Source organism: Streptomyces sp. NPDC102270 (assembly GCF_044766405.1).
GTDB lineage: Bacteria > Actinomycetota > Actinomycetes > Streptomycetales > Streptomycetaceae > Streptomyces.
The window spans coordinates 169203-195810 of record NZ_JBIWLX010000002.1; the positions used below are offsets into that span (position 1 = coordinate 169203).

Sequence of the window (26608 nt, forward strand, 5' to 3'; positions counted from 1 at the left end):
CGTCGGCGCCCCCGCGGGTCAGTGCACGTCCGCGTTCCGCAGTGTCCTCGTCACGTCGGTGAAGCCCTCGCGCGCCGACACGAGCTGGCCCCGGCGCACCACCTGGAGCGTCACGTGGGCGTTCACCAGGCGCGGGAAGCCGACCGAGGCGAGGTCGTCGGTGGAGCTCCAGGTGTCCCGGGTGGGCCACCGCAGGGTCGGCGTCAGACCGCCGGTGGAGATCTTGAGGCCGTGGTTGAGGGCGCCGCGCACACTGCCGGCGGACACCTCGCCGCCGCCCAGCGACTCGACGGCCTTCTCGAACACCGTGTAGGCGATCCAGGTGGTCTGCACCCCCGCGTCCGCCGAGTCGATGCGGTTGTCGCCGAAGGCCTCGGCGCTGATGACCTTCTTCATCGCGTCCCAGCGGGCGTCGCTCTCCACCGGGTACCAGCCGGTGATGTACGACCCCTCGTAAGGCCCGGACGCCCCGCCGGACGCGTCGATCACCGTCTGGTCGACGCTGCCCATCGCCATGGCGGTGCGCACGCTCGGGTAGTCCTCGCGGGCGCGCCGGAAGGAGTCCATGAAGGTGCTGGTGCGGTCGCCGAGCGCGGGCACCACACATCCCTGCTTCGCATCACGGGCCGGATCATCGACGGCCGCGCTGTCGAGCGCCTTCGTCGACTGCGCCGAGTACTCGGTGGCGTCGTCCGCCGCCCGCACGTCGCTCGCTACCCGGTGACCGCCGGTGGTCAGCCCGGAGTCCAGCAGGATGGGCAGCTCGTCGCCCGCGATGGTGTCGGGCCGTACGAGGGTGACGTTGCCGCAGGCCGCGGCGAGCTCCTTGCCGAGACCGGCCAGGAGGGTGGGCTGGCCGCCGTTGACGGGGTAGGACAGCGGGCTGGTGAACTCGTCGTTGGTGACGCCGTAGCCGCCGATGTAGGGGATGCCCGCGCCCTCGAGCGGCGGGAAGAAGGAGTCGCCGTACTGGCTGTAGGAGCCGACGACCGCGACGACGTTCTCCTTGACCGCGCGCCGGGCGCAGGTCGCCGCGGACACGGCGTCGTTGTGCTCGTTGCAGGTCAGGACGGTGAGTCGGCGGCCGTTGATGCCGCCCTTGGAGTTGATCCAGCGGGCATAGGCCCGGGCGAAGGCGGGCATGCCGGGCTTGTTGGTCGCCTCGGTGTCCGACGGGGCCCAGGTCATCACCTTGATCGGGTCGCCTCCGGAACCCTCCGTGGTGCCGGGGACGACCCCGCAGCCGGCGGTGAGGGCAGTACACGCCACCAGTGCCCCCACCGCGAGGGCAGTGGCTCTGACGGGCCGGTGGTGCCGGTGGAGGAAAGTGCTGCGGAAGGTGCTGCGGATGCGTCGCCTGCCGGTCATGGGCACACACGCTTCCGCCACATCGCCAACTCGGATGTGACTCTCGGTCGACGAAAGGTGATGTAAGGGTGAACAGCGAGGGCCTGTGAGGCACGTATGGGGGAAGAACGTACGATCGGTGACCGTGCAAGGTTCGGAGAACTCTTCCCGTCGCGGCCGTCGCTCCTCCACCATGGGCGGCATGCCACAGAACGACATGCCGTGGTGGCGCTGGCGCAGCAATGTGCGCTCCGCGCTGCACATGCTCTCCGACCCCGCCTTCCAGCAGAACGTCTGGCTGGCCGGCGTCGAGGGGTACGGGGACGTCACCGACGCCGTGTACCGCCTCGTCGAGGACACCTGGCTGGACAACTGGTCCGCCGAGAAATACGTCGGCACGATCTTCCGGGACTCCCAGGAGGCGGCCCTCGTCGACACCGCCGTGCTGCGGGTGCTGCGGATCATGCACCAGGTCGGCCCGGACGCCCCCGTCTCCGTGTACATGGAGAACCCGGGCTGGCCGGACGCGGTGCGGGCGGCGCGGGACGCGCACGTGCGGATGGCGAGCGCGGACGGGGAGGATCCCGATGTGCCGCCGCGCACGCTCCAGGTGCTGCAGATCATGACCCGGTCCGCGTGACGGACGCGGTGTCTGCCGCGCGTGCGGATATGCGACCCTGTCCTGCATGAACGAGCAGTCCGCCCCCGCCGACCAGTACGTCCTGACCCTGTCCTGCCCCGACAAGCAGGGCATCGTGCACGCCGTGTCGAGCTACCTCTTCATGACCGGCTGCAACATCGAGGACAGCCAGCAGTTCGGCGACCGCGACACGGGCCTGTTCTTCATGCGCGTCCACTTCTCGGCGGAGGCTCCGGTGAGGGTGGACAAGCTGCGGGCGTCCTTCGCGGCGATCGGTGACTCCTTCGCCATGGACTGGCAGATCAACCGGGTCGAGGACCGGATGCGGATCGTGCTGATGGTCAGCAAGTTCGGGCACTGCCTGAACGACCTGCTGTTCCGCGCGCGCATAGGAGCCCTCCCGGTGGAGATCGCCGCTGTGGTCTCCAACCACACCGACTTCGCCGAGCTCGTGGGGTCGTACAACATTCCCTTCCACCACATTCCGGTGACGCGGGAGAACAAGGCCGAGGCTGAGGCGCGACTCCTTGAGCTGGTGCGCGAGCAGGACGTCGAACTCGTCGTGCTCGCCCGGTACATGCAGGTCCTCTCCGACGACCTGTGCAAGCAGCTCAGCGGCCGGATCATCAACATCCACCACTCGTTCCTGCCGAGCTTCAAGGGCGCGAAGCCCTATCACCAGGCTCATGCGCGGGGGGTCAAGCTGATCGGGGCGACGGCGCACTATGTGACCGCGGACCTCGACGAGGGGCCGATCATCGAGCAGGAGGTCGAACGGGTGGGGCACGGCGTCACTCCGGACCAGCTCGTCGCGATCGGGCGGGACGTGGAGTGCCAGGCGCTGGCGCGGGCGGTCAAGTGGCATGCGGAGCGCAGGATTTTGTTGAACGGTCGGCGGACGGTCGTTTTCGCCTAGGAGCTCGAGGGTTCTGGGCGTCGGGCGGCTGCGGGCCGGTGGGGGCCGTTCGCGCCGTTCCCCGCGCCCCTGAATAGGCTCAGCTGAGGCCCCTTCAGGAGCGCGGGGCTGTGTCTATTTGCGGCTCCGCCGCGCGGGCGCGAGCAACCACCGATCACGCGCAGCCGCCGACGAATCCGCAACCCACCCTTACATCCGGCTCAAGCTCGCCGCGGCGAACAGCACATCCCTGATCGCCTCACGGTCACCCACCTGCCCCGCCGCAGCCTCCGCAGGAGACACGTGGCCCGCCGCCAGCCGGCAGAACTCCACGCCGTCCAGCGCCACGTGCGCCACCTCGTGCTCCGCCGAACCCACCGCCGCGGGGGAGTCGAGCGGGATCAGCCATTCGCCGCCGCCCAGCCCCTCGATCTCCAGACGCAGGGTGCGGCCGGGGCCTCCGGCGCTCACGAGCTGCCGTCCAGGGGTCGGTGACGTCAGCCGCTTCTGCCGCCGTTGTGCCAGGACCGCGGGCAGCATTCGCGCGGCCAGGTCGATCATGCGGTTGAGGTGGCGGGGGGACGGGGGGTCGTAGGGGTAGTCGACCGCCTCCGCGATGTCCTCGGCGTGGACCCAGCACTCGAAGGCGCGGTCCAGCATCGCGTCGTGGAGGGGGAGCACGAAGTCGCCGTAGGGCACCTCGAGTTTGCCGGAGGTGCCGCCGGTGAAGGACACCGTGCGGACGAGGTCGTGGCTCTGCTCGCGCCAGGGGGTCCGGACGGTGCGGGTCGGCGGGAAGTGCGACGCGCGCCAGAACGCCTCGGTGCGGCTCGACGGCGTGGGCGCGTCCGCGGGGGTCTCGCCCAGCGGATCGTCCAGGCCGAGGGCGACCGCGACGAGGCCGTCGACCGACAGCAGGTGGGCTATGACCCCGGCGACCGTCGTACGGCGGCTCGTGGCCTCGTCGGCGTCGAACCAGCGGAGCCTGACCGGGGAGTGCCATTCGGCGTCGCCGAAGTCCTGCAGCAGGGCGTCCAGGCGGGCGGTCTCGGCGTCGTACGGCAAGGCCCACTCGGGGATCGGGATGCGGGGCGGGCGCCGGTCGAGGCAGCCGTTGAGGACGCGGGTGCGCAGGCCGGGGTCCAGGTCGAGGCTCTCCGGCCGCTGCAATAGGCCCACCGCGCCGCGCAGCCGCAGCGCCTCGTCGGCGCAGGAGCCGCATACGCCGAGGTGGTCCTCCACGGCGGCCGTCTCCTCCGCGGAACACGCGGCGAGCGCCCATGCCCCGAGCAGTGACTTCAGCACACGGTGCTCCAGGACGAGGGGAGCGGGCGGAACCGGCTCCTCCAGCGCGGGCAGTGGCCGGCCGGTGTCCTCGACGGAGGCGCGGGGCAGCGGTATGCGGGGCGGCCGGCCCGGTTCGCCCCCGCCGCCGTGGCCGCCTCCGGCGTCACCCGGTCCTCCGGCACCGGCTGTGCCGTCGGTGCCGGCGTGGGGCGGCCCGCTCGCGCCATCCGTCCCTTCTGCGTCGGGGTCGCTGGGCGGGCCGGCGTCGTCGTCCGGGTCGCTGATGCCGGGGCCGTGGCCGAGGGCATCCGTGCTCGGCGTGCCCCCGGTTTCCCGGGTGCCTTCGGCTTCCAGGGCGGTTCGGGCGTCCCCGGTCCCCTGAATGTCCCCAGCTTCCCGGGTGCCCTCGTTCCCTCCGGCACCGGCGGCCTCCCGAGCGCCCCCGGGCCCCTGGGTTCCCTCGGCCCCTACAGGGGCGGCGCCATCCCCGGCACCCCCAGAACCCCGGGTTCCCTCGCCCCCTACGATGCCCGCGCCTTCGCGAGCGTCCCCGGCCCGCCCCGTGCCCCCGGCACCCCCCGCACCCTCGGAGACCACCCCCCGCCCCCCGTACCCGTCCCGATCGTCCCGTGTCTCGAAGTCGTCGCTCATGCCGCGCCCCCGTATCCCGGCGGAGCACCCGGTGCTCCGGTGTCGTGGGCCGTGGAGAGGAGTTGGAGGCCCAGGCGGAGGCGGCGGCGGGCCTCGTCCTCGGTGATGCTGAGGTCGGCGGCGGCCTGGCGGTAGTCGCGGCGCTGGAAGTAGGCCAGCTCCAGGGCGGCCCGCAGCGGGGTGGGCATGGACTGGACGATGTAGTCGGCGCGCGCGGCGACCGAGGCGTGGCGCACCCTGCGCTCCAGTTCCTCGGCGGAGCCCTCGCCGGCCCGGGTGAGTGCGGCGGTCTCGGTGGCGCGCAGCCGCTGCACGGCCAGGCGGTGGGTCAGACCCGCGACCCAGGAGCGCAGGGGGCCCTGTTTGGGGTCGTACGTCTCGGGGTGCTCCCACACGTGGGCGAAGACGTCCCGGGTGATGCGGTCGGCCGCGCGCTCGTCTCCGAGCACGCGGTGGGCCAGGCCGTGCACGAGTGAAGCGAAACGGTCGTAGAGCTCGCAGAGGGCGGCCGCCTCACCACGTGCGAGCCGCTGCTGCATCTTGCGGTCCCAGCGGGGTGGTGCGTCCTTCTTCGCCATGCGGCCCCCTCACCCCTGGAAGTCTCCGGGTCAAGCCTGCGCCGACCATCTCCTCGAATGTAGTCGGCACCTCCGGCAGCGCACGCCCCTTTGTTCCAATGCGCGCCCCCCGAAGGGCTTCAGGTGGTAGTGGACCTTCCCTTGCCTCTTCGCCCTTCACCCCTTGACCAGACCCGATCGAACAGGAACGAAGACGACCGGAACAAGCCTCTTTCACACGCTTTCCGTTTCTGGGTCTGTGTTTCAGGGAACCGCCGCTGGGCAGCCACGCTGCAGGGAAGCGTAAGAAAGGCTTCCGTTTGCTTTCCGGCGAATGAAGGGCATGGTGGTGGCGTTCAATGTGACCAGCGACGAGCAGGGCGAGTGGACCGTGCTCAGTGTGTCGGGCGAGCTGGACCTGGTGACCTCACCGGTGCTCCGCCAGCACGTCCACGACGTGGTGGCCGAGGGGCGCCACAGTCTCGTCCTCGACCTCTCCGAGGTCTACTTCTGCGATTCCAGCGGCGTCGGCGTCCTCATCGCCTCCCGCCGCCTGATCCATTCCTGCCGAGGCCATCTGCGTCTGATCCTCCCGGCCCAGGGCGCGGCCGACGGCTCCCACGTCAACCGCGTCCTCGGCGCGCTGGGCGTCCGCCGCCTGTTCGAGGTGCACCCGGACCTGGATTCGGCGACCGACGAGGAGGCGGAACCACTGTCCGCCTGAGCCGTACACCCGTACACCCGTAAGGCTCTTCTGTACGCACGGCTGTGACCTGGGGCACCCCGACTGCCACACCTTTGTCCCGAAATTCTCCCGGTGTCGGCACAAGCGCCGCCTTCCGGCCCCCGGGGTGCCGCTCGCGTCGTACGCTCCGTGCGAGATGCACCCGATGTGATGTGAGGCGGCGCGAAGAGAATGGTCAGCAGCGAGTACGAGCGCAGGATCGCCGACCGGTTCGCCACCTTCGACCAGGACGGCAACGGCTACATCGACCGCGAGGACTTCAACGTGGCGGCCAAGGCGCTGCTCACGGAGTTCGGTACGGCCGCGCGCTCCGACAAGGGACAGGCGCTGTACGTCGGCGCGGAGGCGTTCTGGCAGGGCATGGCCGGGATCGCCGACCGGGACGGCGACCAGCGGATCACCCGCGACGAGTTCGTGAACGGCGCGCTCAAGCGGCTGCGCGACAACCCGGACCGGTTCGCCGAGATCGCGCGCCCCTTCCTGCACGCGGCGATCGCCGTCGCCGACCAGGACGGCGACGGACGCGCCACCGTCGAGGACACCGCACGCGTGCTGAGGATTCTCGGTGCGAGCGAGGACCTCGCCCGGGCCGCCGCGGCCACCCTGGACACCGACGGCGACGGCAAGGTCGGCGAGGCCGAGATCGTGCCTGCTTTCGCCCGTTACTTCACCGTCCCCGAATAGCGCTCGCGCAGCTTGTACTTGAGCACCTTGCGCAGGGCCTCGTTGCGCGGAAGGGCGTCCACCACCTCCAGTTGCTCCGGCAGCTTGTGCGTCGACAGTCCTTCCGCGCGCAGAAAGTCCGTCACGGCGTCCAGGGTCAGCTGCTCGGCGCCTTCGGGCTGTTCCACCACGGCACACACGCGTTCCCCGCGCTCGGCGTCCGGCAGCCCGATCACCGCCACGTCCCCCACGGCCGGATGCGCGGCCAGCAGGTCCTCGATCTCCTTCGCCGAGATGTTCTCGCCCTTGCGGATGATCACGTCCTTGAGCCGTCCGGTGAGCACCAGATGACCGGTGGCCGTGAGATGTCCGAGATCCCCGGTGCGCAGATAGCCCTCCTCGTCGAAGGCCTGTGCCGTCTGGGACGGGTCGAGATAGCCCTGGCACACCGCCTCGCCCTGCAGCCGCACCTCCCCGTCCACGATCCGCACGGACATCCCCTCCGGTGGCCGCCCCTCGGTCGTCGCCAGGTTCTCCACCGTGTCGTCCGGATCCCCCATGGTGATCATCGGCACCTCGGTCATGCCGTACCCGTGGGTGAGCTGCACCCCCAGCTCCCGTACGACGGCGTGGTAGACCTCCGGCGGCTTGGGCGCCCCGCCGCCGGCGAGCAGCCGGAGCGAGGGAATCACGGGGACACCGGGCCGCTTGCGCTGCTCGGTGAGGAACATCGAGTAGAACGCCGTCGAGCCGCCCGCCACCGTCACTCCGTGCCTGCGGTAGCCCTCCAGCGCGTCCGGCAGCGCGAACTGCTCGAACATCACCGCCGGGAAGCCGTACAGCAGCAGCATCACGGTGTAGTCGGGGCCCGCGATGTGCGCGTACGGGAAGGCCATCGACCCCACGTCGTCAGCCGTGAGGCGCAGCGCGTGGGCGAGGCAGGAGCCGCCCGCGATCAGTGAACGGTCCGTGTGGAGCACGCCCTTGGGGTCGGAGGTGGTGCCCGAGGTCCAGTAGATCCACCGGACACGGGTGCCGTCGGTCGGCGGGGGCGGGAGCACGGCCGGGTCGCCGTCCGGGAGGTCGTCGTACGCCTCGAAGACGCCCTTCGCGCCGAGCCGCCGGGCCATCTCCGTGTGGTCGAAGCCGCGCCAGACGCCCGGGACCGCGAAGAACTCCGCCTTCGACTCCCGCAGGGCGAAGCCGACTTCGCGGTCCCGGTAGAAGGGGATGACCGGCGACTGCACGGCGCCGAGGCGGGCCAGGGCGAAGGAGAGCAGGGCCGTCTCGATACGGGTGGGAAGCTGCCAGGCGACGACCGTGCCGGGACGTACGCCCATGTCGTACAGGCCGGCCGCCACCCGCTCGCCGCGCGCGTGCAGCTCGCCGAAGGTGAGCGCGCGGTCGTCCTGGAGGAGGACCGCACGGTCGGGGGTCAGCTCGGCTCGGCGGGCGACCAGCTCCCACAGGGTGCGGGACGCGCTGAGCGCGTGGGCGGTGTCGGTCACGGCGACCCCCTCGTGGCACTGACCAGAACTGACGTATCGTCAGATCGTGGGCAGAGCGTAGGGCGCCACGCCTTGTCGGTCCAGGGGTGCGGGACCTAACCTTCCGGTGCGAGCGGTATCTGACGGGTTATCAGATATGGAGTGCCGCCATGGATCTCGCGTACACGCCGGAAGAGGAGGAGTTCCGGGCGCGGCTGCGGGAGTGGCTCGCCAAGGCGCTCCCCACGCTGCCGCCGAAACCGTCCCCGCAGGACTGGCCCGGACGCCGGGCGTACGACCTCGGCTGGCAGCGCATGCTCTACGACGCCGGGTACGCGCATGTGCACTGGGACGCGTCGCCCACCACGCGGCTGATCTTCCTGGAGGAGACGGAGAGCGCGGGCGCGCCCTATGTCGGCGCCGGGTTCGTCGGGCTGCTCCACGCGGGACCGACGATCGCCGCCGAGGGCACGCCTGAGCAGCGGGAACGCTGGCTGCCGCCGATCCTGCGCGGTGCGGAGGTCTGGTGCCAGGGCTTCAGCGAACCGGACGCCGGCAGCGACCTCGCCTCGCTCCGCACCCGCGCGCGCCGGGATGGCGACGACTATGTGGTGAGCGGGTCCAAGATCTGGACCTCGCACGCCGAAGTCGCCGACTGGTGCGAGCTGTTGGTGCGCACGGATCCGGTGGCCCCGAAGCACCGGGGCATCACCTGGCTGGCGATGCCCATGTCCGCGCCCGGGGTCGTGGTGCGTCCCCTGCGCACCCTCGCCGGGTCCGCCGAGTTCGCCGAGGTGTTCCTCGACGAGGTGCGGGTGCCGATGGCCAACCGGGTCGGCGAGGAGAACGACGGCTGGCGCGTGACCATGGTGACGCTGTCCTTCGAGCGCGGCACAGCCTTCGTGGGCGAGGTCGTCGCCTGCCGGCGGGTCCTGCGTTCACTGGCCGCGGAGGCTCGGGGCAACGGGCGTTGGGACGACCCGTCCGTGCGGCGGAGGCTGGGGCGGCTCAACGCGGAGTTCCGGGCGTTGTGGCGGCTCACGCAGTGGAACGTGAGCGAGGCGGAGGCGAGTGGGGGTGGGGTGCCGGGGGTCGGGGGGTCGGTGTTCAAGCTGCGGTACTCGCATGCGCGGCAGGAGCTGTACGACGCGGCGGCGGATGTCCTGGGTGTGGAGTCGCTGGATCTTGAACGGCCGTGGGTGCTGGAGCGGTTGTCGTCGTTGTCGTACACGATCGCCGCGGGGACCTCGCAGATTCAGCGGAACATCGTGGCCGAGCGGGTTCTCGGGCTGCCGAAGGGGAGGTGAGTGGGTCTTGGGGCGGTTTACCGGATGCGGGCTCGTTGTGGCTGGTCGCGCCCACGCGGCGGTAGCCGCAAATCGAGCACAGCCCCGCGCCCCTTGGTTGCCCACCGCGGCCTGTGCTGAGAAGGGGCTGTGACATGCGGTTTCAACTGACCGGGGATCAGCTGGCGTTGCGGGCCGGTGTGCGCGAGGTGCTTGCTCGGCGGTTCGACGGGGAAGCCTTGCGCGCTGCCGTGGACGCCCCCGGACTGGACCGGGCGCTGTGGCGGGAGCTGGGTGCCGCCGGGTTCTTCGCGCTGCGGGTGCCGGAGGCGGAGGGCGGGGTGGGACTGGGGCTGCCGGAGGCCGTGTTGGCCTTCGAGGAGGCCGGGCGGGCCCTGCTGCCGGGGCCGCTGGTGGCCACCCACCTCGCGGCCGGTGTCGTGGACGGCGCCGCGGAGGGAGCGGTCGTCGTGGCCGACGTCGACCCGGGTGGGCTCGTGGAGTGGCTGGAGGAGGCTGACGTCGTGCGGGGGGACGCCGCGGGGGCCGTACCCCTGAAGTCGGTGGATCCGCTCACGCCGCTGCACCGGGTGCCCGGAGCACGCGCGCGTGCCGCCGATCCCGTCGCCGTGCTCCTCACCGCTGCCGAGCAGCTGGGTACGGCCACGCGCGTGGGTGAGCTGGCCGTGCAACACGCTCGGACGCGGGAGCAGTTCGGGCAGCCGATCGGGGCCTTCCAGGCGGTCAAGCATCTGTGCGCGCGGATGCTGGTGCGGACCGAGACGGCCCGGGCCGCGGTGTACGCGGCATCCGTGACGGCGGACCCGGTGGACATCGCCGCGGCCCGGCTGCTGGCCGACGAGGCGGCCGAACGGGGCGCCCGGGACTGTCTCCAGGTGCACGGCGGGATGGGCTTCACCTGGGAGTGCGAGGTGCAGCTGCATCTGAAGCGGGCCTGGGTGCGGGCTCGGCGGGGCGGCGGCGGTGCGGAGAGTGAGGAGTTGCTCGCCGTCGATCTGTTGGCCTGAGGCGCCCGCGACCGGCCCGCTCTCCGGGGCGCCCGGAGCGGGTGTCGCGGATTGTGGCATACCGGAATCACGGAGCGTTGATATCGGGTTGTGTCCTATGTGTGACTCGTCACGTCCTGGAGTCGGCGGCCTGCTCCGGTACCTTGTGTGAGATGCGAGTGGTTCCGAGCACGAGCCATGCCGGTGTTGCCGATGGGGCGGCCCCGGACCCGGCGGTGCGCGCCGCTGCTCGCAGGGCGGGAAGGCCTGTGTCCACCGCCTGTTCGACTCCCTGCGGCGAGCGTCGCACAGTATCCCGCAGGGGTACTCCTTCGCGCTGGAATATGCCCGAAGCGCTTGTTGGCGTGACTGTACGTCAACCATGCTGTCTCGTAAGGGATTCACGTTCTGTGACCCCGGCTTTGGTCATTGTTCTGGTCATGCAAAAAATGGCTACGATCGTGGCCCTCGTGAGGCGCGAGGCCATGTGCCCGCCGGTTCGGATGGTGTGAGCGGTGCAGGTGCTTCAAGTGCAGCTGGAGATCCGGCCCGACCCCTCGGAAGTGGGGCGAGCCCGGAGATGGGCCCGCTCGCGGCTCGCCGGATCCGGGATAGGGGGCGACGAACCGCTCGCGGAGACGCTGATCCTGCTCGTGTCGGAACTGGTCACCAACGCCGTGGTGCACACCGGCCGTCCGGCCGTCCTGCGGCTGTCCCTGCCGGGCGCCGAGGGGGAGTCGGCCACCGTCCGCCTGGAGGTCGCCGACCGCAGCGGCCGGGCCCCGGTGCCGCGCTGCGTGGACGGTGACGCGACCGGCGGCCGCGGCCTGGCTCTCGTCGACGGCCTGGCGGACCGCTGGGGCTGGAGCCCCGAAGGCGCCGGCAAGAGCATCTGGTGCGAACTCGACCGCTGTGACCGGCCGCGGCAGATGACGGAGACCTACGGCATCGAGGCCTCGGCCTACGAGGGGCTGGCCTTCGAGGCGGTGTGACCGGCGCACGGTGGCAGGCACCCCCAAGACCCCGCCTCGATGAGAGGGCGGTGCGCCGGGGATGTGCATCCGTGCGCGGTCGTGACAAACGGCTCGTAAGCCATAAATCCCCGTACGGGTGTTGACGCACCGTGTTCGATTGATGACGCTGGTGGTCGGCGATTCGCCGCGAGGGGACGCCGAGGGTTGCGGTGACGGGAGCCCTCGACGAGTGCGGATCGTGACGCGGTGTCGATTTCCTCAGGGCGGAAGGAAGTCGATGACGGCGGCGCGCGAGCCGTGCTCGGGGCGGATCCGCGCGCCGCCGACCGACCTCTTCACAGCACGGCCACCGGGGCCACGGGTGTTCCGGTGCCGCCGATGAACGGCTCGGGCATGGCCGACAGCAGGAACGCGTACCGGCCGACTTCTCCACAGGCTGTGGACAACTTTTCCAGATTCCAGTTCTGGCCCTGGAGCATCCCCATCTCCACCAGATCCAGCGCGTGCACGGGCAGCCACAGATCCTCGATCTCGGGCGGGAAGATCTCGAACGTGAGGGTGTCGTTGGCGACCGCGGCCACATCGCGCGCGTGGAACCACTCCGGGGTGCGGACCGACAGGCCCGGCGACGGATAGGCGTACGCCTCCTTGTCCCCGGCGAGATACACCTGGACCTGCCCGGTCCGTACGAGCACGATGTCCCCGGCACGCACCCGCGTGCCCGCGAGTTCCTCGGCCGCCTCCAGGTCCTCCGGCGTCACCGCGTGCGCCCCTTCGAGCCGGTCCACGCCCCGCGCCCGGGCCACATCGAGCAGCACCCCGCGCGAGACGACGTACCGGGCCTTGTCGATGCCGCTGAACTCGGCGCCGCCGTGTGCGGTGACGGTGCCGGCCGGGCGGCCGTTGTAGAGCATGCCCGAGTGCGAGACATGGGTGAGCGCGTCCCAGTGGGTGGCCGCCTGCAGGCCCATGGTCACCGCGTCGTCGCTGCACGCGACCGTCCCCGGGCCGAAGATCTCCTGGTTGATCTGCACCATCGTGTGCAGCGGGTTGACCCGGCCCGGCATCATCCCGGTCTGCACGCCGTCCTGCCTGAGGGGGAGGGCGAGCGGGATGCGGCGGCCGGTGCGGACGGTCGCGGCGGCCTCGCGGACGACCTCGTCGGTGATCAGGTTCAGGGTGCCGATCTCGTCGTCGGCTCCCCAACGACCCCAGTTGTTCACGCGCTTGGCGATGTCGTGGAACGCGGCCGGAAGTGACATCGGGCCCTCCCCGGGGCTTGTGTCCGCACATCTGACGGGTCATAAAATCTAACGGTCCGTCAGAAACCGCGGGAAGGGGCCGGGCGTGGGGAACTTCTTGGCAGGCAGGGTCGTCGCCGTGACGGGCGCGGGACGGGGGATCGGGCGGGCGGTCGCGCTGGCCGCGGCGGCGGAGGGCGCGCGGGTCGTCGTCAACGACTACGGCGTCTCCGTGGACGGGGGCTCTCCCACGAGTGAGATCGCCTCGGCCGTGGTGAAGGAGATCGAGGCGGCCGGGGGCGAGGCCGTCGCCGTGGCCGACGACATCTCGACGATGGCGGGCGGGCAGCGGGTGGTCGATGTCGCGCTGTCCTCCTACGGGCGGCTCGACGGTGTCGTCTGCGTCGCCGGGATCCTGCGGGAGCGGATGCTGTTCAACATGACCGAGGACGAGTGGGACCCGGTCCTCGCCACCCATCTCAAGGGGACCTTCACCGTGTTCCGCGCGGCCTCCGCGGTGATGCGTCAGCAGCGGGCGGGGACGTTGATCGGGTTCACCAGCGGGAACCACCAGGGGTCGTATTCGCAGGCCAATTACAGCGCGGCCAAAGGCGGGATCATCTCGCTGGTGCGCAGTGCGGCGCTCGGGCTGCACAAGTACGGGGTGACCGCGAACGCGGTGGCGCCCGTCGCCCGTACGCGGATGTCGGCGAACGTTCCCTTCGACCTCGCGGAGATCGGGGAGCCGGAGGATGTGGCCGCCATGGTGGTCTACCTGCTGTCGGAGCGGGCGCGGGAGATCACCGGGCAGGTGTACACCGTGGCGGGGCCGAAGATCGCGGTGTGGGCTCAGCCGCGGGAGTTGCGTGCCGCGTATGCCTCCGGCGGGTGGACGGCGGAGCTGATCGCGGAGTTCTTGCCGGGGAGTGTGGGGGTGGATCCGATGCCGTTGCTTTCGGGGCCGGATGCCTAGGGGGTTGGGGTGTGTGTTGTTCGGCGGCTGCGGGTTGGTTGTGGCTGGTCGCGCAGTTCCCCGCGCCCCTGAGTAGTTCACCGCGGCCGGTATGGAGAGGAGAGGCCCGTGGACTTCGGGTTTGGTGCTGAGGACGACGCATTTCGCTCCGAGGTGCGGGAATGGCTGTCCAGCCATGTCGATGGTGCTCAGGATCGGCGGGTCTGGGAGCGGACCCTCGGGAAGGCCGGGTGGATCGGGCTCGGCTGGGACGAATCCGGGTACGGCAACCGGACCGCCACGCTCACCCAGCAGGTCGTCTGGGCCGAGGAGTATGCGCGGTCGGGGGCGCCCGCGCGGTCCGGGCACATCGGGGAGAAGCTGCTCGCGCCCACTCTCCTCGCGCACGGCAGTGACGAGCAGAAGGCGCGCTTCCTTCCTCCCGTCGCCGCCGGGGAGGAGCTGTGGTGCCAGGGATACAGCGAACCCGGGGCGGGGTCCGACCTCGCCGGTGTGCGGACCCGGGCCACGCGGGCCGGGGACGGGACGTACCGGATCAGCGGGCAGAAGATCTGGACGTCCCTCGCTCATGAGGCGGACTGGTGTTTCGTGCTCGCCCGGACCGATCCGCAGTCGCGCCGGCACCACGGGCTGACCTTTCTTCTCGTTCCCATGGACCAGCCCGGGCGCATCGAGGTGCGGCCCATTCGGCAGATGACCGGGACCAGTGAGTTCAACGAGGTCTTCTTCGACGGGGCACACGCGCGTGCCGAGCATGTCGTCGGGGGCGAGGGGCAGGGCTGGCAGGTGGCGATGAGCCTGTTGGGGTTCGAGCGCGGGGTGTCCACGCTGGCCCAGCAGGTGGGATTCGCCCAGGAGTTGACCCAGGTGGTGCGGGCCGCCGTATGCACCGGCGCGGTCGACGATCCCGTCGTACGCGCTCTGCTCGTGCGGCAGTGGGCCGAGTTGCGGACCATGCGGTGGAACGCCCTGCGGACGCTGGGCGGTTCGGGGGACACCGGGGCCCCCAGTGTGGCCAAGCTGCTGTGGGCGGGCTGGCATCAGCGGCTCGGGGAGCTGGCGATGCTCGTGCGGGGGGCGGAGGCGACGGTCGGGCCCGGGGTCTGGTCGTCTTCCTCGCCGTACGAACTCGACGCGCTGCAGCAGCTGTTCCTGTTCTCGCGGGCCGACACCATCTACGGCGGCTCCGACCAGATCCAGCGCACCATCATCGCCGAGCGCGTGCTCGGTCTGCCCAGGGAACCCAAGGGGGTCGTCTGATGCGCGGCGTGCTGTTCGACGGGAGGCAGATCCAGGTCGTCGACGATCTGGAGGTGCGGGATCCGGGGCCGGGCGAGGTGCGGGTCGCGATCTCGGCGGCCGGGCTGTGCCACAGCGACCTGTCCGTAGTGGACGGGACCATTCCGTTTCCGGTTCCGGTGGTGCTCGGGCATGAGGGCGCCGGCGTGGTGGAGACGGTGGGGGAGGGGGTCACGCATGTCGGGCCCGGTGACCATGTGGCGCTGTCCACGCTCGCCAACTGCGGTGCCTGCGCGGACTGCGACCGGGGGCGGCCGACCATGTGCCGCAAGGCCATCGGGCGGCCCCAGAAGCCGTTCTCGCGGGGCGGGGAGCCGGTGTTCCAGTTCGCGTGCAACTCCGCCTTCGCGGAACGGACCGTGGTGAAGGCCGTGCAGGCGGTCCGCATCCCGAAGGGCATTCCGCTGACGTCCGCCGCGCTCATCGGGTGCGGGGTGCTGACCGGGGTGGGAGCCGTGCTCAACCGGGCCAGGGTAGACCGCGGGGAGAGCGTGCTGGTGATCGGGACCGGGGGGATCGGGCTCAACGTCATCCAGGGTGCCCGGATCGCGGGGGCGTCGCGGATCGTGGCGGTGGACGCCAATCCGGCGAAGGAGGCGATGGCCCGGCAGTTCGGGGCGACGGACTTCCTGACCTCGACGGAGGGGGTGCGGGACCTGCTGCCGCACGGGGTGGACCACGCCTTCGAGTGCGTCGGCCGGGTCGAACTCGTGCGTGCCGCCATCGACTTGCTCGACCGGCACGGGCAGGCGGTCCTGCTGGGGGTTCCGGCGGCGGGCGCCCAGGCGTCCTTCGTCGTCTCCTCGATGTTCCTGGACAAGTCCATCCTCGGCTGCCGCTACGGCTCCTCACGGCCGCAGCGGGACATCCCGCTGTACGCGGACCTCTACCGCCAGGGACGGCTGCTCCTCGACGAACTGGTCACGGAGACCTACCCGATCGAGGACTTCGAGAAGGCTGTCGGGGACGCGGAGGCGGGGCGGGTGGCACGGGGGGTGCTCACGTTCTGACGCGGGGTGCCCATGTCGGCGTAGCGCCCGGAAGGGGAGTCGGGGCTCGCGCTGCCGGCCCGGAACGTGCGGCGATACGCGGTCGGGGTGACGCCGAGGGCCGTCTGCAGGTGCTGGCGCATCGACTGTGCGGTGCCGAAGCCGGCGTCGTGGGCGACCTGCTCGACGGAGAGGTCGGTGGACTCCAGGAGGTGCCGGGCGCGTTCCACACGTTGCTGGGTGAGCCACTGGCCGGGGCTGACGCCCACCTCCTCGCGGAAGCGGCGGGTGAAGGTGCGCACCGACATGGCCTCCTGCTCGGCCATGTCCCGCAGCTGGATCGGCTCGTGCAGGCGGCCGAGCGCCCAGGCGCGTGCCGAGGTCGTGGTCGACTGCTGCGGGTCGGGCACCGGCCGGTGGATGTACTGCGCCTGACCGCCGTCGCGGTGCGGCGGTACGACGGTGCGGCGGGCCACGTCGTTGGCGATCGCCGTGCCGTGGTCGTGGCGCACCATGTGCAGGCACAGGTCGATGCCGGCGGCGACGCCCGCGGAGGTCAGGACGTCCCCGTCGTCGATGAACAGGACGTCCGGGTCCACCTTGATCTGCGGGAAGAGCCGCTGGAGACGGTCGGAGTCGGCCCAGTGCGTGGTCGCGGGGCGGCCGTCGAGGTAACCGGCGGCGGCCAGGACGTAGACGCCGGTGCAGATGGAGGCGAGCCGGGTGCCGGGGCGGATGTGGGCGAGGGCGGCGGCCAGTTCACCGGTCAGCACGCCCTGCTCGAAGACCGGGCCCAGTTCGTACGACGCCGGGACGATCACGGTGTCGGCGGTGGCCAGGGTCTCCGGGCCGTGCTCGACCTGGACGGCGAAGTCGGCGTCGGTCCGCACCGGGCCCGGCGGGCGGATCGAGCAGGTGACGACCTCGTACAGCAGGCGCCCCTCGGCGTCCCTGGGGCGGCCGAAGATCCGGTGCGGGATGCCCAGCTCGAACGGCAGGACACCGTCCATGGCCAGGACGACCACGCGGTGCGGGCGGAACTCCGGGTCACTGGGGACCTGACGGTCACGGCTCATGGCCCGATCCTAACGAATGCTGTCCTTCGGGCCAATGGATCGGGCAGGCCGCAGGCCTCACGCTCTATGTCGTGACCCAGACAACCGAAGCCGCCGTCCAGACGTCCGGGACGGAGAAGCAGCCCGGACGTGTCCACCGCGCCTGGTTCGTGGCCGCCGTCGCCTTCGTGACGATCATCGGCGCGGCCGCCTTCCGCTCCCTGCCGGGCCTGCTCATCGACCCCTTGCACGACGACTTCGGCTGGTCGCGCGGCACCATCAGCGCGGCCGTCTCCGTCAACCTCGCGCTGTACGGCCTGACCGCGCCCTTCGCGGCGGCGCTGATGGACCGCTTCGGCATCCGGCGGGTCGTCGCCGTCGCGCTGACCGTGATCGCCGTCGGCTCGGGCCTGACCGTGTGGATGACGGCCGCCTGGCAGCTGATGCTCTACTGGGGCCTGCTCGTCGGCCTCGGCAGCGGCTCGATGGCGCTGGCCTTCGCCGCGACCGTCACCAACCGCTGGTTCACCGAGCGGCGCGGCCTGGTCACCGGCATCCTGACCGCCGCCTCCGCCTCCGGCCAGCTGATCTTCCTGCCGGTGCTGTCCTGGATGGTGGAGAAGCACGACTGGCGCCCGGCGGCGATCACGGTCGCGCTCGCCGCCCTCGCGGTCGTCCCCTTCGTCTGGCTGCTGCTGCGCGACCACCCGGCCGACGTGGGCCTGAAGCCGTACGGCGCCCAGGAGTTCGTGCCGAAGCCGGCACCCGTGCCCGGTGCCGCCCGCCGGACCGTCAAGGTCCTCTTCAAGGCCGCCCGCACCGGCCCCTTCTGGCTGCTCGCCGGCACCTTCGCGATCTGTGGCGCCTCCACCAACGGCCTGATCCAGACGCACTTCGTGCCCGCCGCCCACGACCACGGCATGCCCGTGACGGCCGCCGCCTCGCTGCTCGCGGTCATCGGCGTCTTCGACGTCGTCGGTACGGTCGCCTCCGGCTGGTTCACCGACCGCTTCGAGCCCCGCCGCCTGCTCGCCGTCTACTACGCCCTGCGCGGCATCTCGCTGCTGTTCCTGCCCATGCTGCTGGCCCCCTCCGTCCACCCGCCGATGCTCTTCTTCATCGTCTTCTACGGCCTCGACTGGGTCGCCACCGTCCCGCCCACCGTGGCCCTGTGCCGTGAGCAGTACGGCGACGACAGCGCGATCGTCTTCGGCTGGGTCCTCGCCTCCCACCAGGTCGGCGCGGCCCTGATCGCCTTCCTCGGCGGTGTGGCACGGGACGTCTTCGGCACGTACGACATGGTCTGGTACGCGTCGGGAGCGCTGTGCGCGGCGGCGGCGCTGATGGCGCTCGTCATCCGGCGGCGGCCGCCGACCGCCGTGCTCGCGGCGGCCTGACGGTTCACAGGCCGGTGGCCCACAGGTCGCCCTCCAGTACGGTCCGCTGGATCGGAGGGCGGCCCCACAGCGCGAGGAGTTCGTCGGCGAGGTCCGCGACCGGGAGCGGGTGGCGCTCGCCGCGGATCTCGATGCCGGCGGCAAGCAGGCCGTGGGGCACCGCGCCGGCGTCGAGCAGCACGCGCCACTCCTCCGGGCCGAGCTCCAGGTACTCGAGGCCGGTCAGCGCGGCGATCTCCAGCGGGTCGGCGAGCGAACCGGGATACGCGGTGAGGGTCCGCAGCCGGGGCAGCCCGGTGACGGGGGCCAGGCTGACCGGCTCGCCCTCCCAGACACCGATGGACAGGACCTCGAGCTCGGGGTGGGCGGCGGCCTGAACGCTGCTCACCCCGCGGATGTTGACGTAGGCCACAGCGGGCAGCTCGTGGCGGTGCCGGGAGCCGTCCTCCCCGCTCTCCCCGTTGAGTACCAGGCCGGTGAGGGAGGGGGCGAGCAGCTCGGCGCCGATGTTCTCCTCGTGGCTGAGCAGGATGATCTGCCCCGTGTGCCCGCGCGGGCCCGGTGTCAGGTCGACGGCCAGCCGGTCACCGCCGCCGTTGTCACCGAAGACGATCCAGCCGGGGGAGCCGACCACCCCCTGCACCGCCGCGTCGGGCGGGGTGACGACCGCTTCCATCGCCGCGAACTGCCAGGGACACCTCCGGGACGCCGCGTCGGCGATGTACAGGCGGTCCGGGGAGAAGAGCTCGCAGCCGACCGCGTCGTAGACCTGGTCCGCCTTCTCGTGGTCGCCGTCCCAGTCCTCCCAGCGTGCCCGGGTCACCCGGTAGAGCGCCTTCAGCTCGGCGGGCAGCGGGACACCGAGGTGCTCCTGCGCGGCCGCGAGCTCCGCCTCGGTGGCGCCGATCGCGTCGGGGAGCCGCTCGCGCAGGGTGCGCTCCAGCAGCCCCGGGTCCGCCGACGGGTCGGGCGAGGCCCCCTCGGCGGGCTCGGGCAGCCGGCGCCATGGTTCGGCCACGGCGTCCTCGACCAGGCGGATCGCCCCCGGATGGGGTCCGCCGATGCCGGGCTCCACGGCGGCACCGGGATCGAGCAGGTGGAGCACGGCTCGTCCGGCCGAGGAGAGCTCCGTGACGAAGGAGACGTCGTGCAGGCCGGAGTCGGCGAGCGCGGTGCGCACCTGTTCCACCGCGTCGAACTCGTCCTGCATGTCCTCGATCCGGGAGGCCCGTCCGGGCGGCGGGGAGTTCCGCCGCAGCGGCACGCTCCACCCGCTGCGGCTGATCCGGCCGGCCACATGACCGCCCGGTGCGGCGAGCCGCTCCGCGTTCTCGGCGTGCACCAGCCTCAGCAGCGGTTCCCAGGTGGTGAATTCGTGGAGCGAGGACAACAGGGGCCTCCGGCCGTACCGGTGAACGGGACGGAGGGGATTATCACCTGATTCTTGCGAGACGCCCCGGCGTTCAGCGACGCCGGGGCGGGCGTAGCGCTCCAGGGACTCGCCGAGGGCGACCGCGCCGACCGACTGCCGAGCCTGGCACTGACCCGGATCCGGCGGGGCGGCCTGCCCAAGGGGCCGCGCCGCCCGCCCATTTCCATAAGCTATGAATATAAAATTGCTATGCTTCGAGCATGAGTCGTCAAGACATCGATCCTGGCGCGTCCGCCGCCATCGGGGCAGCCCTCTACGGCCTGGCCACCAGGGCCGCGAGACGCCTACCCCGGGACATGAGCCTGACGTCCGCCGCCACCCTGGCCACCCTGGACCGGACCGGCCCGCGGCGCATCACCGATCTGGCCGCGGTCGAGGGCGTCACCCAGCCCGCGATGACCGCCCTGGTCCGGGTGATGGAGGAGTCCGGCCTGGTTGAGCGGCGGGGCGACGCGTCCGACAAGCGGGTCACGCTGGTGTGCCTGACCGAGGCCGGCGCCTCCTATGTCCGGACGCGGCGCCAGGCGGGCGTCCACGCGTTCGAGCGGTTGATCGGCGAGCTCACCGGCGACGAGGTCGAGGCGCTGGTGGCGGCCCTTCCGGCGCTGAAGCATCTGGCAGAGCTCGAAAGCAAGGACCGCGAAGGGTCGAAGCAGTGACCGGGCAGCCGGTCGGCGGGGGCGCGGTGAAGGCGTTCCCGGTGGCGCGTTCCGAGGCGCGGCTGCTGGTCCCCGCCCTGATGTTCATCGCTCTGGTCGTGGCGGCGGTCGCCAGCCTCGGGACGCCGCTCATCACCAGCGTGGCGACCTCGTTCCACGTCTCGCTCGGCAGCGCGCAGTGGACGCTGACCGTCGCCCTGCTCAGCGGCGCTGTCGCCACACCCGTCCTGGGCCGGCTCGGAGCCGGCCCGCACCGGCGGACCACGATCCTCGCCACGCTGGCGGTCGTGGTCGCCGGAAGCGCGCTCACCGTGCTGCCGCTGCCGTTCGCGTGGCTGCTGGCCGGCAGGGCGGCCCAGGGCGTCGGGCTCGGGCTGACGGCGCTGATGATGGGCGTGGCCCGGGACCACCTCCCCGAGGAGCGCAGCGCGGCCGTGATCGCCCTGATCTCGGTGGTCTCGATCATCGGGGCCGGCGTCGGCTACCCGCTGGCCGCACTGCTCGCCGAGCTCGGTGGACTGCGGGCCGCCTACGGCCTCGGCCTGGTCGTCACCGCCGCCGCCCTCCTGACCGCGTGGCGCTCCATGCCCGAAGCCCCCGAAGGCCGCTCCGTCCACGTGGACGTGGCAGGCGCGGTCGTCCTGGCCGCTGCGCTGCTCCTGGTGCTGTTCCTCGCCGGCGAACGGAATCTGTGGAGCCGGCACCTCGCCGTGGCGGCGGGCCTCGCCGTCGTCGCGGTGGTGCTGCTCTGCGTCTGGGCCGTCATCGAGCTGCGCAGCACGACGCCCCTGGTCGATGTGCGGGCGGTGCGGCACCCGGCGGTCGCCGGGGCGAACCTCGCCATGTTCGTCGGCGGGATCGGCATGTACCTCCTGCTCACGCTCATCACCCGGTACGCGCAGACGCCGCACGGCGCCGGCTACGGCTTCGGGCTGACGACCTTCGTCGCCGGGCTGGTCCTCATCCCGTTCTCCGTGCTGGGGTTCGTCGCCGGCAAGCTCACGCCGCGGCTCCGGACGCGGATCGCCGAACCCCTGCTTCTGGCCGGCAGCGCAGTCGTGGTCGGCGCCGGGTTCGCCCTGTTCGCGGCGGCCCGGTCGGACCTGGCCGAACTGTTCGCGGCCATGGGCGTGCTCGGCTTCGGCGCCGGCGGCTTCTCGGCCGCGATGCCCGGCGTCATCCTGGCCGTCACCCCCAAGAGCGAGACGTCGAGCGCCATGAGCTTCAACTACGTCGTCCGCAGCGTCGGGTACTCCCTTGGCAGCGCCATCGGCGGCCTGATCCTCGCCGCGGGCACCGGCCCCGGCCACCTCTTCCCCGACGACAGCGCCTACACCACCGCGGCGCTGGCCGGCATCGGCGCCATGACGATCACGACGCTGACAAGCCTCGCTCTCGCCCGCCGACGCTCGTCCGAGACCAACCCGTAAGAGCTCGCGTAAATAGGTGGTGTGGCGAGCCTCGGCAGCAAGGCGGGCACCGGTCCCGATGAACATGAACGTGACTCCTCCCCCGGTGAAGCCGGGGGCTTCTCGTTACGCCGTGTTGGCGTCGCGACGGACCAGCCCGGCCCGTAGAACGTTGATCGCCCCGACCGAGTCGGCGTGGGCGGTGCGGCCGCAGGCGACGCAGTGGAACTTTTCCTGTGCGGACCGGTTCTCCTTGGCGGTGGGCCCGCATTCGGGGCACTCGCGGGAGGTGTTGCGGGGGTCCACGGCGATCACTTCCCGTCCGGCGCTTTCAGCCTTGGCGTGCAGGATCGTCAGGAACACCCCCCATCCGGCATCGTGGATCGACTTGTTGAGTCCGGCCTTCGCGGCGGCCCCGTTGGGCAGGAACGCGTCCGGCCGGTCGGGGTCGGGCTTCGGTGCGGGGGCCTTGCTCATATTGCGGATCTTGAGGTCTTCGTGCGCGATGAAGTCGTGTGCGCGTACCAGATCGAGGGCGGTCTTGTGTGCGTGGTCGAGCCGCTGGCGCCGTACCTTGCGGTGCAGCTGGGCGACCTTGTTCACGGCGCGCTGGTGATTTTCGGTGCGGTCCTCGGCTTTACGGCGCGGGAAGTGAGACAGGGCCTGCTGCGCTGCCTGGAGTTTCTCGGCCGCGAGGCGGCCGTGGCGCGGGTTGGGGACGAACTCGCCGTTGGAGTCGGCGAGAAGTTCGCGATGCCCAGGTCGATCCCGACCAGGCTGCCGGTCGCGGGCAGCGGCTTGGGCTGTTCCTGTTCGGCGGTCAGTACGACGAACCACCGACGGCCCTCACGCTTCACCGACACGGTCTTGACCCGCCCGACCACGGCGCGATGCGGGTTGACCTTCACATGCCCGACGCCCTGGAGGCGGACGCGGGTGGTCGGGTTGTGCGGGGTGGAGTTCCACCGGCAGCCGTCCCCGTCCTTGGGGAAGTCCACCGTGTCGAACCAGTTCACCCCGCGGAACGCGGATAGCCGGGCGTGTCACCGGACTTGACCCGGCGGAAGAACGCGGCGAACGCTTTGTCGAGACGGCGCAAGGTGGCCTGCTGTGAGCTGAAGGACCAGCGACCCTGACGCTCCGGGTCGAACGCCCGGATGTCCTTGAGCTGCGCCGACTGGTCGCCGTACTTGACGCTGGTCTTCGACGGATGCCGGTAGGCGTCACGCCGTTCCTGCAAGGCCCCGTTGTAGAGGGAGCCGCGACACTCTGTGACCACTGGAGAGACTGTGCCCCTCCTGCCGTCACGGCCGTCAGTCCGCCGCCTTGGGCCGCCAACCGGAGGCCCAAGCATCGAGATGGGCGAGAGATTCTTGAAGGGTCCTGCCCTGTTCAGTGAGCAGGTATCCTTCGCCGGCGTTCTCGACGAGGTCGGCCTGTCCAAGCTCGCGAAGCCTGTCTGCCAGGACGCTTGATGAGACGCCGCCGCATCGTTGCTGGAGCTGGCGGAAGGTCGGAGATGAGCCGTCCCGCAGCTCCCACAGGACCCGCAGCGCCCAGCGTCGGCCCAAGAGGTCCAGGAGCGCCATGATCGGGCGCCCCGTGTGCGAGCCGCGGACCCGGCGGCCTGGGAGTGGTGTTGGTCGTGTCATCTGCTTCCCTTTCCGAAGCGCCAATGTTAACGTCTCGCTATGCCTCTGAAATCGAAGCAGCGGCGCATCGGACCACTCTCGCCGCCCTATGGCGAGGGAGCCGGTGAGGCCCTTGAGCTCCTCGGGCATTCTCATCCAGCTGTTCCGGGTGTGGGCCCGCCGGCCCGAGCTCGCCCGCTCCATCGCGGGCTGGGGAAGCTACTGCTTCTCTCGGCGCTCCGCCCTCACTCTGCGCCGGCGCGAGCCGGTCATCGACCGGACCACCGCGCTGTGCGGCGCCGACTACGAGTGGGCCGTGCACGGCGCGTGCTTCGCCGAGAAGGCGGGACTCGACGCGACGCAGCTCGCGTGCCTCGCGGATGGAAGGCCGACGGACGACTGCTGGCACCACCGATCGTGCCGTGCTCGAAGCGGTCGACGAGCTCCATGCGGCCTCTGCCCTGTCCGACGACACCTGGGCGGACCTGGTCGCTGTCGCCGATGAAGATGCCGTACTCGATCCGGTCTTGGTCTGCGGTGGGTACCACGCCATTTCGTTCGCCGTCAGGGTGCTCCGCCTGCCCCTTGGGCCCGGCACCGAGCCGATCTCCGCACACTGATCCACGTCGGATGCACTCATCCCAACACTGGGGGTCCCCATGCCCAAGGGCTACTGGGTCAGCGTCTACCGCACCATTTCCGACCCTGAGAAGCTGGCTGCTTACAACAAGCTGGCCCGTCAGGCCGTCGAGCCCTGGGGCGGCCGGACCCTCGTCCGTGGCGGTCGGGTCGTGGCGTATGACGCCGGAATCGCCGAGCGCACCGTCCTGGTCGAGTTCGACAGCTTCGAGCAGGCCGTCGCCGCGCGCGGGAGTGCGGCCTACCAGGAGGCGCTGGTCGCCCTCTCCGACGGCGTCGAGCGCGACTTCCGCATCGTCGAAGGCATCGACTGACCGAGATCCGGTCGGATCTTCACTGAAGGCTCACAGAGCTCCAAGAGGCTCGACTCGCCGAGGTGTTGTGCAACGGCAGCTACATCCTCACCCCGCTCGGCCACGACGCCCGCGAGGCCCTGCGTTCTGTCACCGAGTGGTCGCGGCGGTGGGCTGCCGAGCTTGCCGACGCCCCGCCCACTGCCGCCGAGGGTGCCGGCGCAACCGGTTCTGACAGCGGTCCGCGCGCGGGGCACCTCGGATTTTCGGCCCGTAACCACAGGACTGGAGACCACGGACCATGACAGAGTTCCCCTCCCAGGCGGCGCGAACCGCCGTCGCCGCTGCCCTGGCCGAGGATGAGTCGGGCCAGGACGTCACCACCGCGTGGAGCGTTCCCGAAGGCATGGCGGCCGTGGCCGAGATCCGCGCCCGGCAATGCGGCATCGCCGGCGGCCTCCCCGCGGTCGCCGAGGTCTTCGCCCAGGTCGACCCCGAGGTCACAGTGGAAGCACTCGTCCCCGACGGCGCCCGGCTGACCGGTGACGATGTCCTGGTGCGCTTGTCCGGCTCGGCGCGCAGCCTGATCACCGGGGAGCGTACGGCGCTGAACTTCCTGCAGCGCATGTGCGGCATCGCGACGCTCACCGACCGCTACGTCCAGGCCGTGGCCGGGACCGAGGCGCGCATCCTGGACACCCGCAAGACGGCGCCGGGCCTGCGAGCCCTGGACAAGTACGCGGTGACCGTCGGCGGCGGCCGCAACCACCGGCTCAACCTCGCGGCGATGGTGCTGCTCAAGGAGAACCACATCGCCGCGGCAGGCGGCGTGACCACCGCGATCGACGCGGTCCGGCGCGGGATGGCGCGCACCGGGCAGAAGGTGGAGACCGATGTCGAGGTGCAGACCGTGGCGCAGGCCGTTGAGGCCCTCGATGCCGGGGCCCGCTGGATCATGCTCGACAACATGCCGGTGGCCGACATCGAAATGGTCGTGAAAATCCGGGCCGAGCGTACCGACGCCTCCCGGATCCTGCTGGAGGCCTCGGGCACCGTCCGTCTGGACAGTGTCCGCGCCATCGCCGAGACGGGAGTCGACCTCATCTCGGTCGGCGCGTTGACGCACAGCGCGCCCGCGCTGGACCTGACGATGCTGCTGACGACCGACCCGGTGCCATGCCCGAGGTAGTGGTCATCGACGCGTGTCAGCGGCAGGGCCGGGGCGGCAGCCCGACCGCCGTTCTCGACGAAGCGTCGTTCACCGACGAGGAGCGATGCCGCATTCCCGGGGAACTGGGCACTTCGCACGCCGTCTTCATCCGTGCCACCGGAGTTGAGCGCGGCCGTCCCTCGTACTCGCTCCGGTTCTTCACCGCCGAGGGCGAACTTCCTGCCTGCGGCCACGGCACCGTCGCGGCCCTGGCGCTGCTCGCCATACGCGAAGGCGGCAGCGACCACCACGCCGTGCTGTGGACGACGAGCCGCAGCTTCGAAGGCTGGGCCATCCGAAACCGCGACAGCGTGACAGCGTCGTTCGACCCGGGCCCGGTGAACCTGCGCGTCGCCCGGGCACCCGAGCTGAGGGCGGTCACAGCCGGCCTCGGCCTGGCTGGCGAAGCCGTCGTCGGCAACGCCTGCGTGGCCTCGAACGGGCGGCCGAGGCTTCTCCTGCCAGTCCGATCGCGCGCCGCGTTGGCCGACCTCTCCCCAGACTTTGCCCTGCTACGTGCTGCCTGCGACCGGTACGGTCTGTTGGGCTGCTACGCCTACTCGATCCCGGACCGGCACGGCCGGGCAGCCGCTCGGATGTTCGCCCCGTCGATCGGCGTCCCCGAGGACATCGCCAACGCCAACAGCACAGCCTGCCTGGCCGCGCACATGGCCCGATTCGGCACGGACCGCCTCACTGTCGACATGGGCGATCTCCTCGGCAACCCATCCGCCATCACGGCAACCATCGACAACACCCACCTGCAACACCCAGTCCGAGTCGGTGGCCAAGCAACTCTCGCACGAACAGCCGTGCGTCAAGCTTGACGTTTGACGTCCACC

At 71.1% G+C, this 26608-nt stretch carries 25 protein-coding genes and 1 pseudogene; 17 read left to right on the forward strand and 9 right to left on the reverse strand.

The window, feature by feature from the left end; translation table 11 throughout:
* Positions 1-18: 18 nt before the first annotated feature.
* The gene (locus ACIRP7_RS03670) at positions 19-1368 is read right to left on the reverse strand and encodes an ABC transporter substrate-binding protein (protein ID WP_403653411.1); all 1350 of its coding nucleotides are present in this window, start codon (positions 1366-1368) and stop codon (positions 19-21) included.
* A 118-nt stretch (positions 1369-1486) separates the two neighbouring features.
* Between ACIRP7_RS03670 and ACIRP7_RS03675 the strand changes: the two genes are divergently transcribed.
* Together ACIRP7_RS03675 and purU are read left to right on the forward strand one after the other, a co-directional pair.
* A complete protein-coding gene (locus ACIRP7_RS03675; RefSeq protein ID WP_352388666.1) occupies positions 1487-1987 on the forward strand; it encodes a hypothetical protein in 501 nt (166 codons plus the stop codon).
* A 46-nt stretch (positions 1988-2033) separates the two neighbouring features.
* A complete protein-coding gene (gene purU, locus ACIRP7_RS03680; protein WP_403653415.1) occupies positions 2034-2903 on the forward strand; it encodes a formyltetrahydrofolate deformylase in 870 nt (289 codons plus the stop codon).
* A gap of 189 nt (positions 2904-3092) precedes the next feature.
* Here purU and ACIRP7_RS03685 read toward each other — a convergent pair whose 3' ends face one another.
* Positions 3093-4454 carry a maleylpyruvate isomerase N-terminal domain-containing protein gene (locus ACIRP7_RS03685; RefSeq protein ID WP_403654229.1) on the reverse strand — a complete coding sequence of 454 codons (1362 nt, stop codon included), beginning with the start codon at positions 4452-4454 and terminating at the stop codon, positions 3093-3095.
* Between the two features lie 362 nt (positions 4455-4816).
* Complete coding sequence (locus ACIRP7_RS03690; protein ID WP_403653418.1) at positions 4817-5398, reverse strand: sigma-70 family RNA polymerase sigma factor; 582 nt, start codon at positions 5396-5398, stop codon at positions 4817-4819.
* Between the two features lie 322 nt (positions 5399-5720).
* Between ACIRP7_RS03690 and ACIRP7_RS03695 the strand changes: the two genes are divergently transcribed.
* Both ACIRP7_RS03695 and ACIRP7_RS03700 read left to right on the forward strand, forming a co-directional pair.
* Complete coding sequence (locus ACIRP7_RS03695) at positions 5721-6101, forward strand: STAS domain-containing protein (protein WP_403654232.1); 381 nt, start codon at positions 5721-5723, stop codon at positions 6099-6101.
* Positions 6102-6293: 192 nt separating this feature from the next.
* Positions 6294-6806, forward strand: a complete 513-nt coding sequence (locus tag ACIRP7_RS03700; protein WP_352388658.1) for an EF-hand domain-containing protein — start codon at positions 6294-6296, stop codon at positions 6804-6806.
* Here the strand turns inward: ACIRP7_RS03700 and ACIRP7_RS03705 are convergent.
* Positions 6785-8293, reverse strand: a complete 1509-nt coding sequence (locus ACIRP7_RS03705) for a class I adenylate-forming enzyme family protein (RefSeq protein WP_403653421.1) — start codon at positions 8291-8293, stop codon at positions 6785-6787. The two genes, ACIRP7_RS03700 and ACIRP7_RS03705, sit on opposite strands and share 22 nt — an antisense overlap.
* 149 nt (positions 8294-8442) lie before the next feature.
* Between ACIRP7_RS03705 and ACIRP7_RS03710 the strand changes: the two genes are divergently transcribed.
* The 3 genes from ACIRP7_RS03710 to ACIRP7_RS03720 all read left to right on the forward strand — a co-directional run bounded on the left by ACIRP7_RS03710 (position 8443) and on the right by ACIRP7_RS03720 (position 11557).
* The gene (locus ACIRP7_RS03710) at positions 8443-9579 is read left to right on the forward strand and encodes an acyl-CoA dehydrogenase family protein (RefSeq protein ID WP_403653424.1); all 1137 of its coding nucleotides are present in this window, start codon (positions 8443-8445) and stop codon (positions 9577-9579) included.
* A 134-nt stretch (positions 9580-9713) separates the two neighbouring features.
* Positions 9714-10586, forward strand: coding sequence for an acyl-CoA dehydrogenase family protein (locus ACIRP7_RS03715; RefSeq protein ID WP_403653427.1), 873 nt, complete (start codon positions 9714-9716; stop codon positions 10584-10586).
* 509 nt (positions 10587-11095) lie between these two features.
* Positions 11096-11557, forward strand: coding sequence for an ATP-binding protein (locus ACIRP7_RS03720; protein ID WP_403654235.1), 462 nt, complete (start codon positions 11096-11098; stop codon positions 11555-11557).
* A gap of 317 nt (positions 11558-11874) precedes the next feature.
* Here the strand turns inward: ACIRP7_RS03720 and ACIRP7_RS03725 are convergent, their stop codons facing one another.
* The gene (locus ACIRP7_RS03725) at positions 11875-12801 is read right to left on the reverse strand and encodes a cyclase family protein (protein WP_403653430.1); all 927 of its coding nucleotides are present in this window, start codon (positions 12799-12801) and stop codon (positions 11875-11877) included.
* An 85-nt stretch (positions 12802-12886) separates the two neighbouring features.
* Between ACIRP7_RS03725 and ACIRP7_RS03730 the strand changes: the two genes are divergently transcribed.
* From ACIRP7_RS03730 to ACIRP7_RS03740, 3 genes are all read left to right on the forward strand, one after another.
* The gene (locus ACIRP7_RS03730) at positions 12887-13753 is read left to right on the forward strand and encodes an SDR family oxidoreductase (RefSeq protein WP_403653433.1); all 867 of its coding nucleotides are present in this window, start codon (positions 12887-12889) and stop codon (positions 13751-13753) included.
* Between the two features lie 108 nt (positions 13754-13861).
* A complete protein-coding gene (locus ACIRP7_RS03735) occupies positions 13862-15013 on the forward strand; it encodes an acyl-CoA dehydrogenase family protein (protein ID WP_403653436.1) in 1152 nt (383 codons plus the stop codon).
* Entirely contained in the window at positions 15013-16062 is a 1050-nt protein-coding gene (locus tag ACIRP7_RS03740; protein WP_403653439.1) for a Zn-dependent alcohol dehydrogenase, read from the forward strand. Before ACIRP7_RS03735 ends, ACIRP7_RS03740 begins: the two co-directional genes overlap by 1 nt.
* Here the strand turns inward: ACIRP7_RS03740 and ACIRP7_RS03745 are convergent.
* Positions 15984-17117: a GlxA family transcriptional regulator gene (locus ACIRP7_RS03745; RefSeq protein ID WP_403653442.1), complete on the reverse strand. Its 1134-nt coding sequence runs from the start codon at positions 17115-17117 to the stop codon at positions 15984-15986. The two genes, ACIRP7_RS03740 and ACIRP7_RS03745, sit on opposite strands and share 79 nt — an antisense overlap.
* 71 nt (positions 17118-17188) lie before the next feature.
* Here ACIRP7_RS03745 and ACIRP7_RS03750 point away from each other — a divergent pair, with 71 nt between their 5' ends.
* The gene (locus ACIRP7_RS03750; RefSeq protein WP_403653445.1) at positions 17189-18493 is read left to right on the forward strand and encodes an MFS transporter; all 1305 of its coding nucleotides are present in this window, start codon (positions 17189-17191) and stop codon (positions 18491-18493) included.
* 4 nt (positions 18494-18497) lie between these two features.
* Here the strand turns inward: ACIRP7_RS03750 and ACIRP7_RS03755 are convergent, their stop codons facing one another.
* Positions 18498-19883 carry an SMI1/KNR4 family protein gene (locus ACIRP7_RS03755; RefSeq protein WP_403653448.1) on the reverse strand — a complete coding sequence of 462 codons (1386 nt, stop codon included), beginning with the start codon at positions 19881-19883 and terminating at the stop codon, positions 18498-18500.
* Positions 19884-20221: 338 nt separating this feature from the next.
* Between ACIRP7_RS03755 and ACIRP7_RS03760 the strand changes: the two genes are divergently transcribed.
* Positions 20222-20584 carry a MarR family winged helix-turn-helix transcriptional regulator gene (locus ACIRP7_RS03760; protein WP_403654237.1) on the forward strand — a complete coding sequence of 121 codons (363 nt, stop codon included), beginning with the start codon at positions 20222-20224 and terminating at the stop codon, positions 20582-20584.
* Entirely contained in the window at positions 20581-22014 is a 1434-nt protein-coding gene (locus ACIRP7_RS03765) for an MFS transporter (protein ID WP_403653451.1), read from the forward strand. The genes ACIRP7_RS03760 and ACIRP7_RS03765 overlap by 4 nt, the downstream gene beginning before the upstream one ends.
* Before the next feature lie 105 nt (positions 22015-22119).
* Here the strand turns inward: ACIRP7_RS03765 and ACIRP7_RS03770 are convergent.
* Together ACIRP7_RS03770 and ACIRP7_RS03775 are read right to left on the reverse strand one after the other, a co-directional pair.
* A pseudogene (locus ACIRP7_RS03770) lies at positions 22120-23251 on the reverse strand (RNA-guided endonuclease InsQ/TnpB family protein); the annotation flags it as partial.
* A 55-nt stretch (positions 23252-23306) separates the two neighbouring features.
* Positions 23307-23828, reverse strand: coding sequence for a winged helix-turn-helix transcriptional regulator (locus tag ACIRP7_RS03775; RefSeq protein WP_403653454.1), 522 nt, complete (start codon positions 23826-23828; stop codon positions 23307-23309).
* Positions 23829-24046: 218 nt separating this feature from the next.
* Between ACIRP7_RS03775 and ACIRP7_RS03780 the strand changes: the two genes are divergently transcribed.
* The 4 genes from ACIRP7_RS03780 (at position 24047) to ACIRP7_RS03795 (ending at position 26593) form a co-directional block, all read left to right on the forward strand.
* Positions 24047-24244: a hypothetical protein gene (locus ACIRP7_RS03780; RefSeq protein ID WP_403653457.1), complete on the forward strand. Its 198-nt coding sequence runs from the start codon at positions 24047-24049 to the stop codon at positions 24242-24244.
* A 39-nt stretch (positions 24245-24283) separates the two neighbouring features.
* On the forward strand, positions 24284-24577 hold the full coding sequence (locus ACIRP7_RS03785) for a DUF1330 domain-containing protein (RefSeq protein ID WP_403653460.1): 294 nt from the start codon (positions 24284-24286) through the stop codon (positions 24575-24577).
* 280 nt (positions 24578-24857) lie between these two features.
* Positions 24858-25745, forward strand: a complete 888-nt coding sequence (gene nadC, locus ACIRP7_RS03790) for a carboxylating nicotinate-nucleotide diphosphorylase (RefSeq protein WP_403653463.1) — start codon at positions 24858-24860, stop codon at positions 25743-25745.
* A complete protein-coding gene (locus tag ACIRP7_RS03795) occupies positions 25745-26593 on the forward strand; it encodes a PhzF family phenazine biosynthesis protein (protein ID WP_403653466.1) in 849 nt (282 codons plus the stop codon). The genes nadC and ACIRP7_RS03795 overlap by 1 nt, the downstream gene beginning before the upstream one ends.
* The last annotated feature ends 15 nt before the right edge of the window (positions 26594-26608 follow it).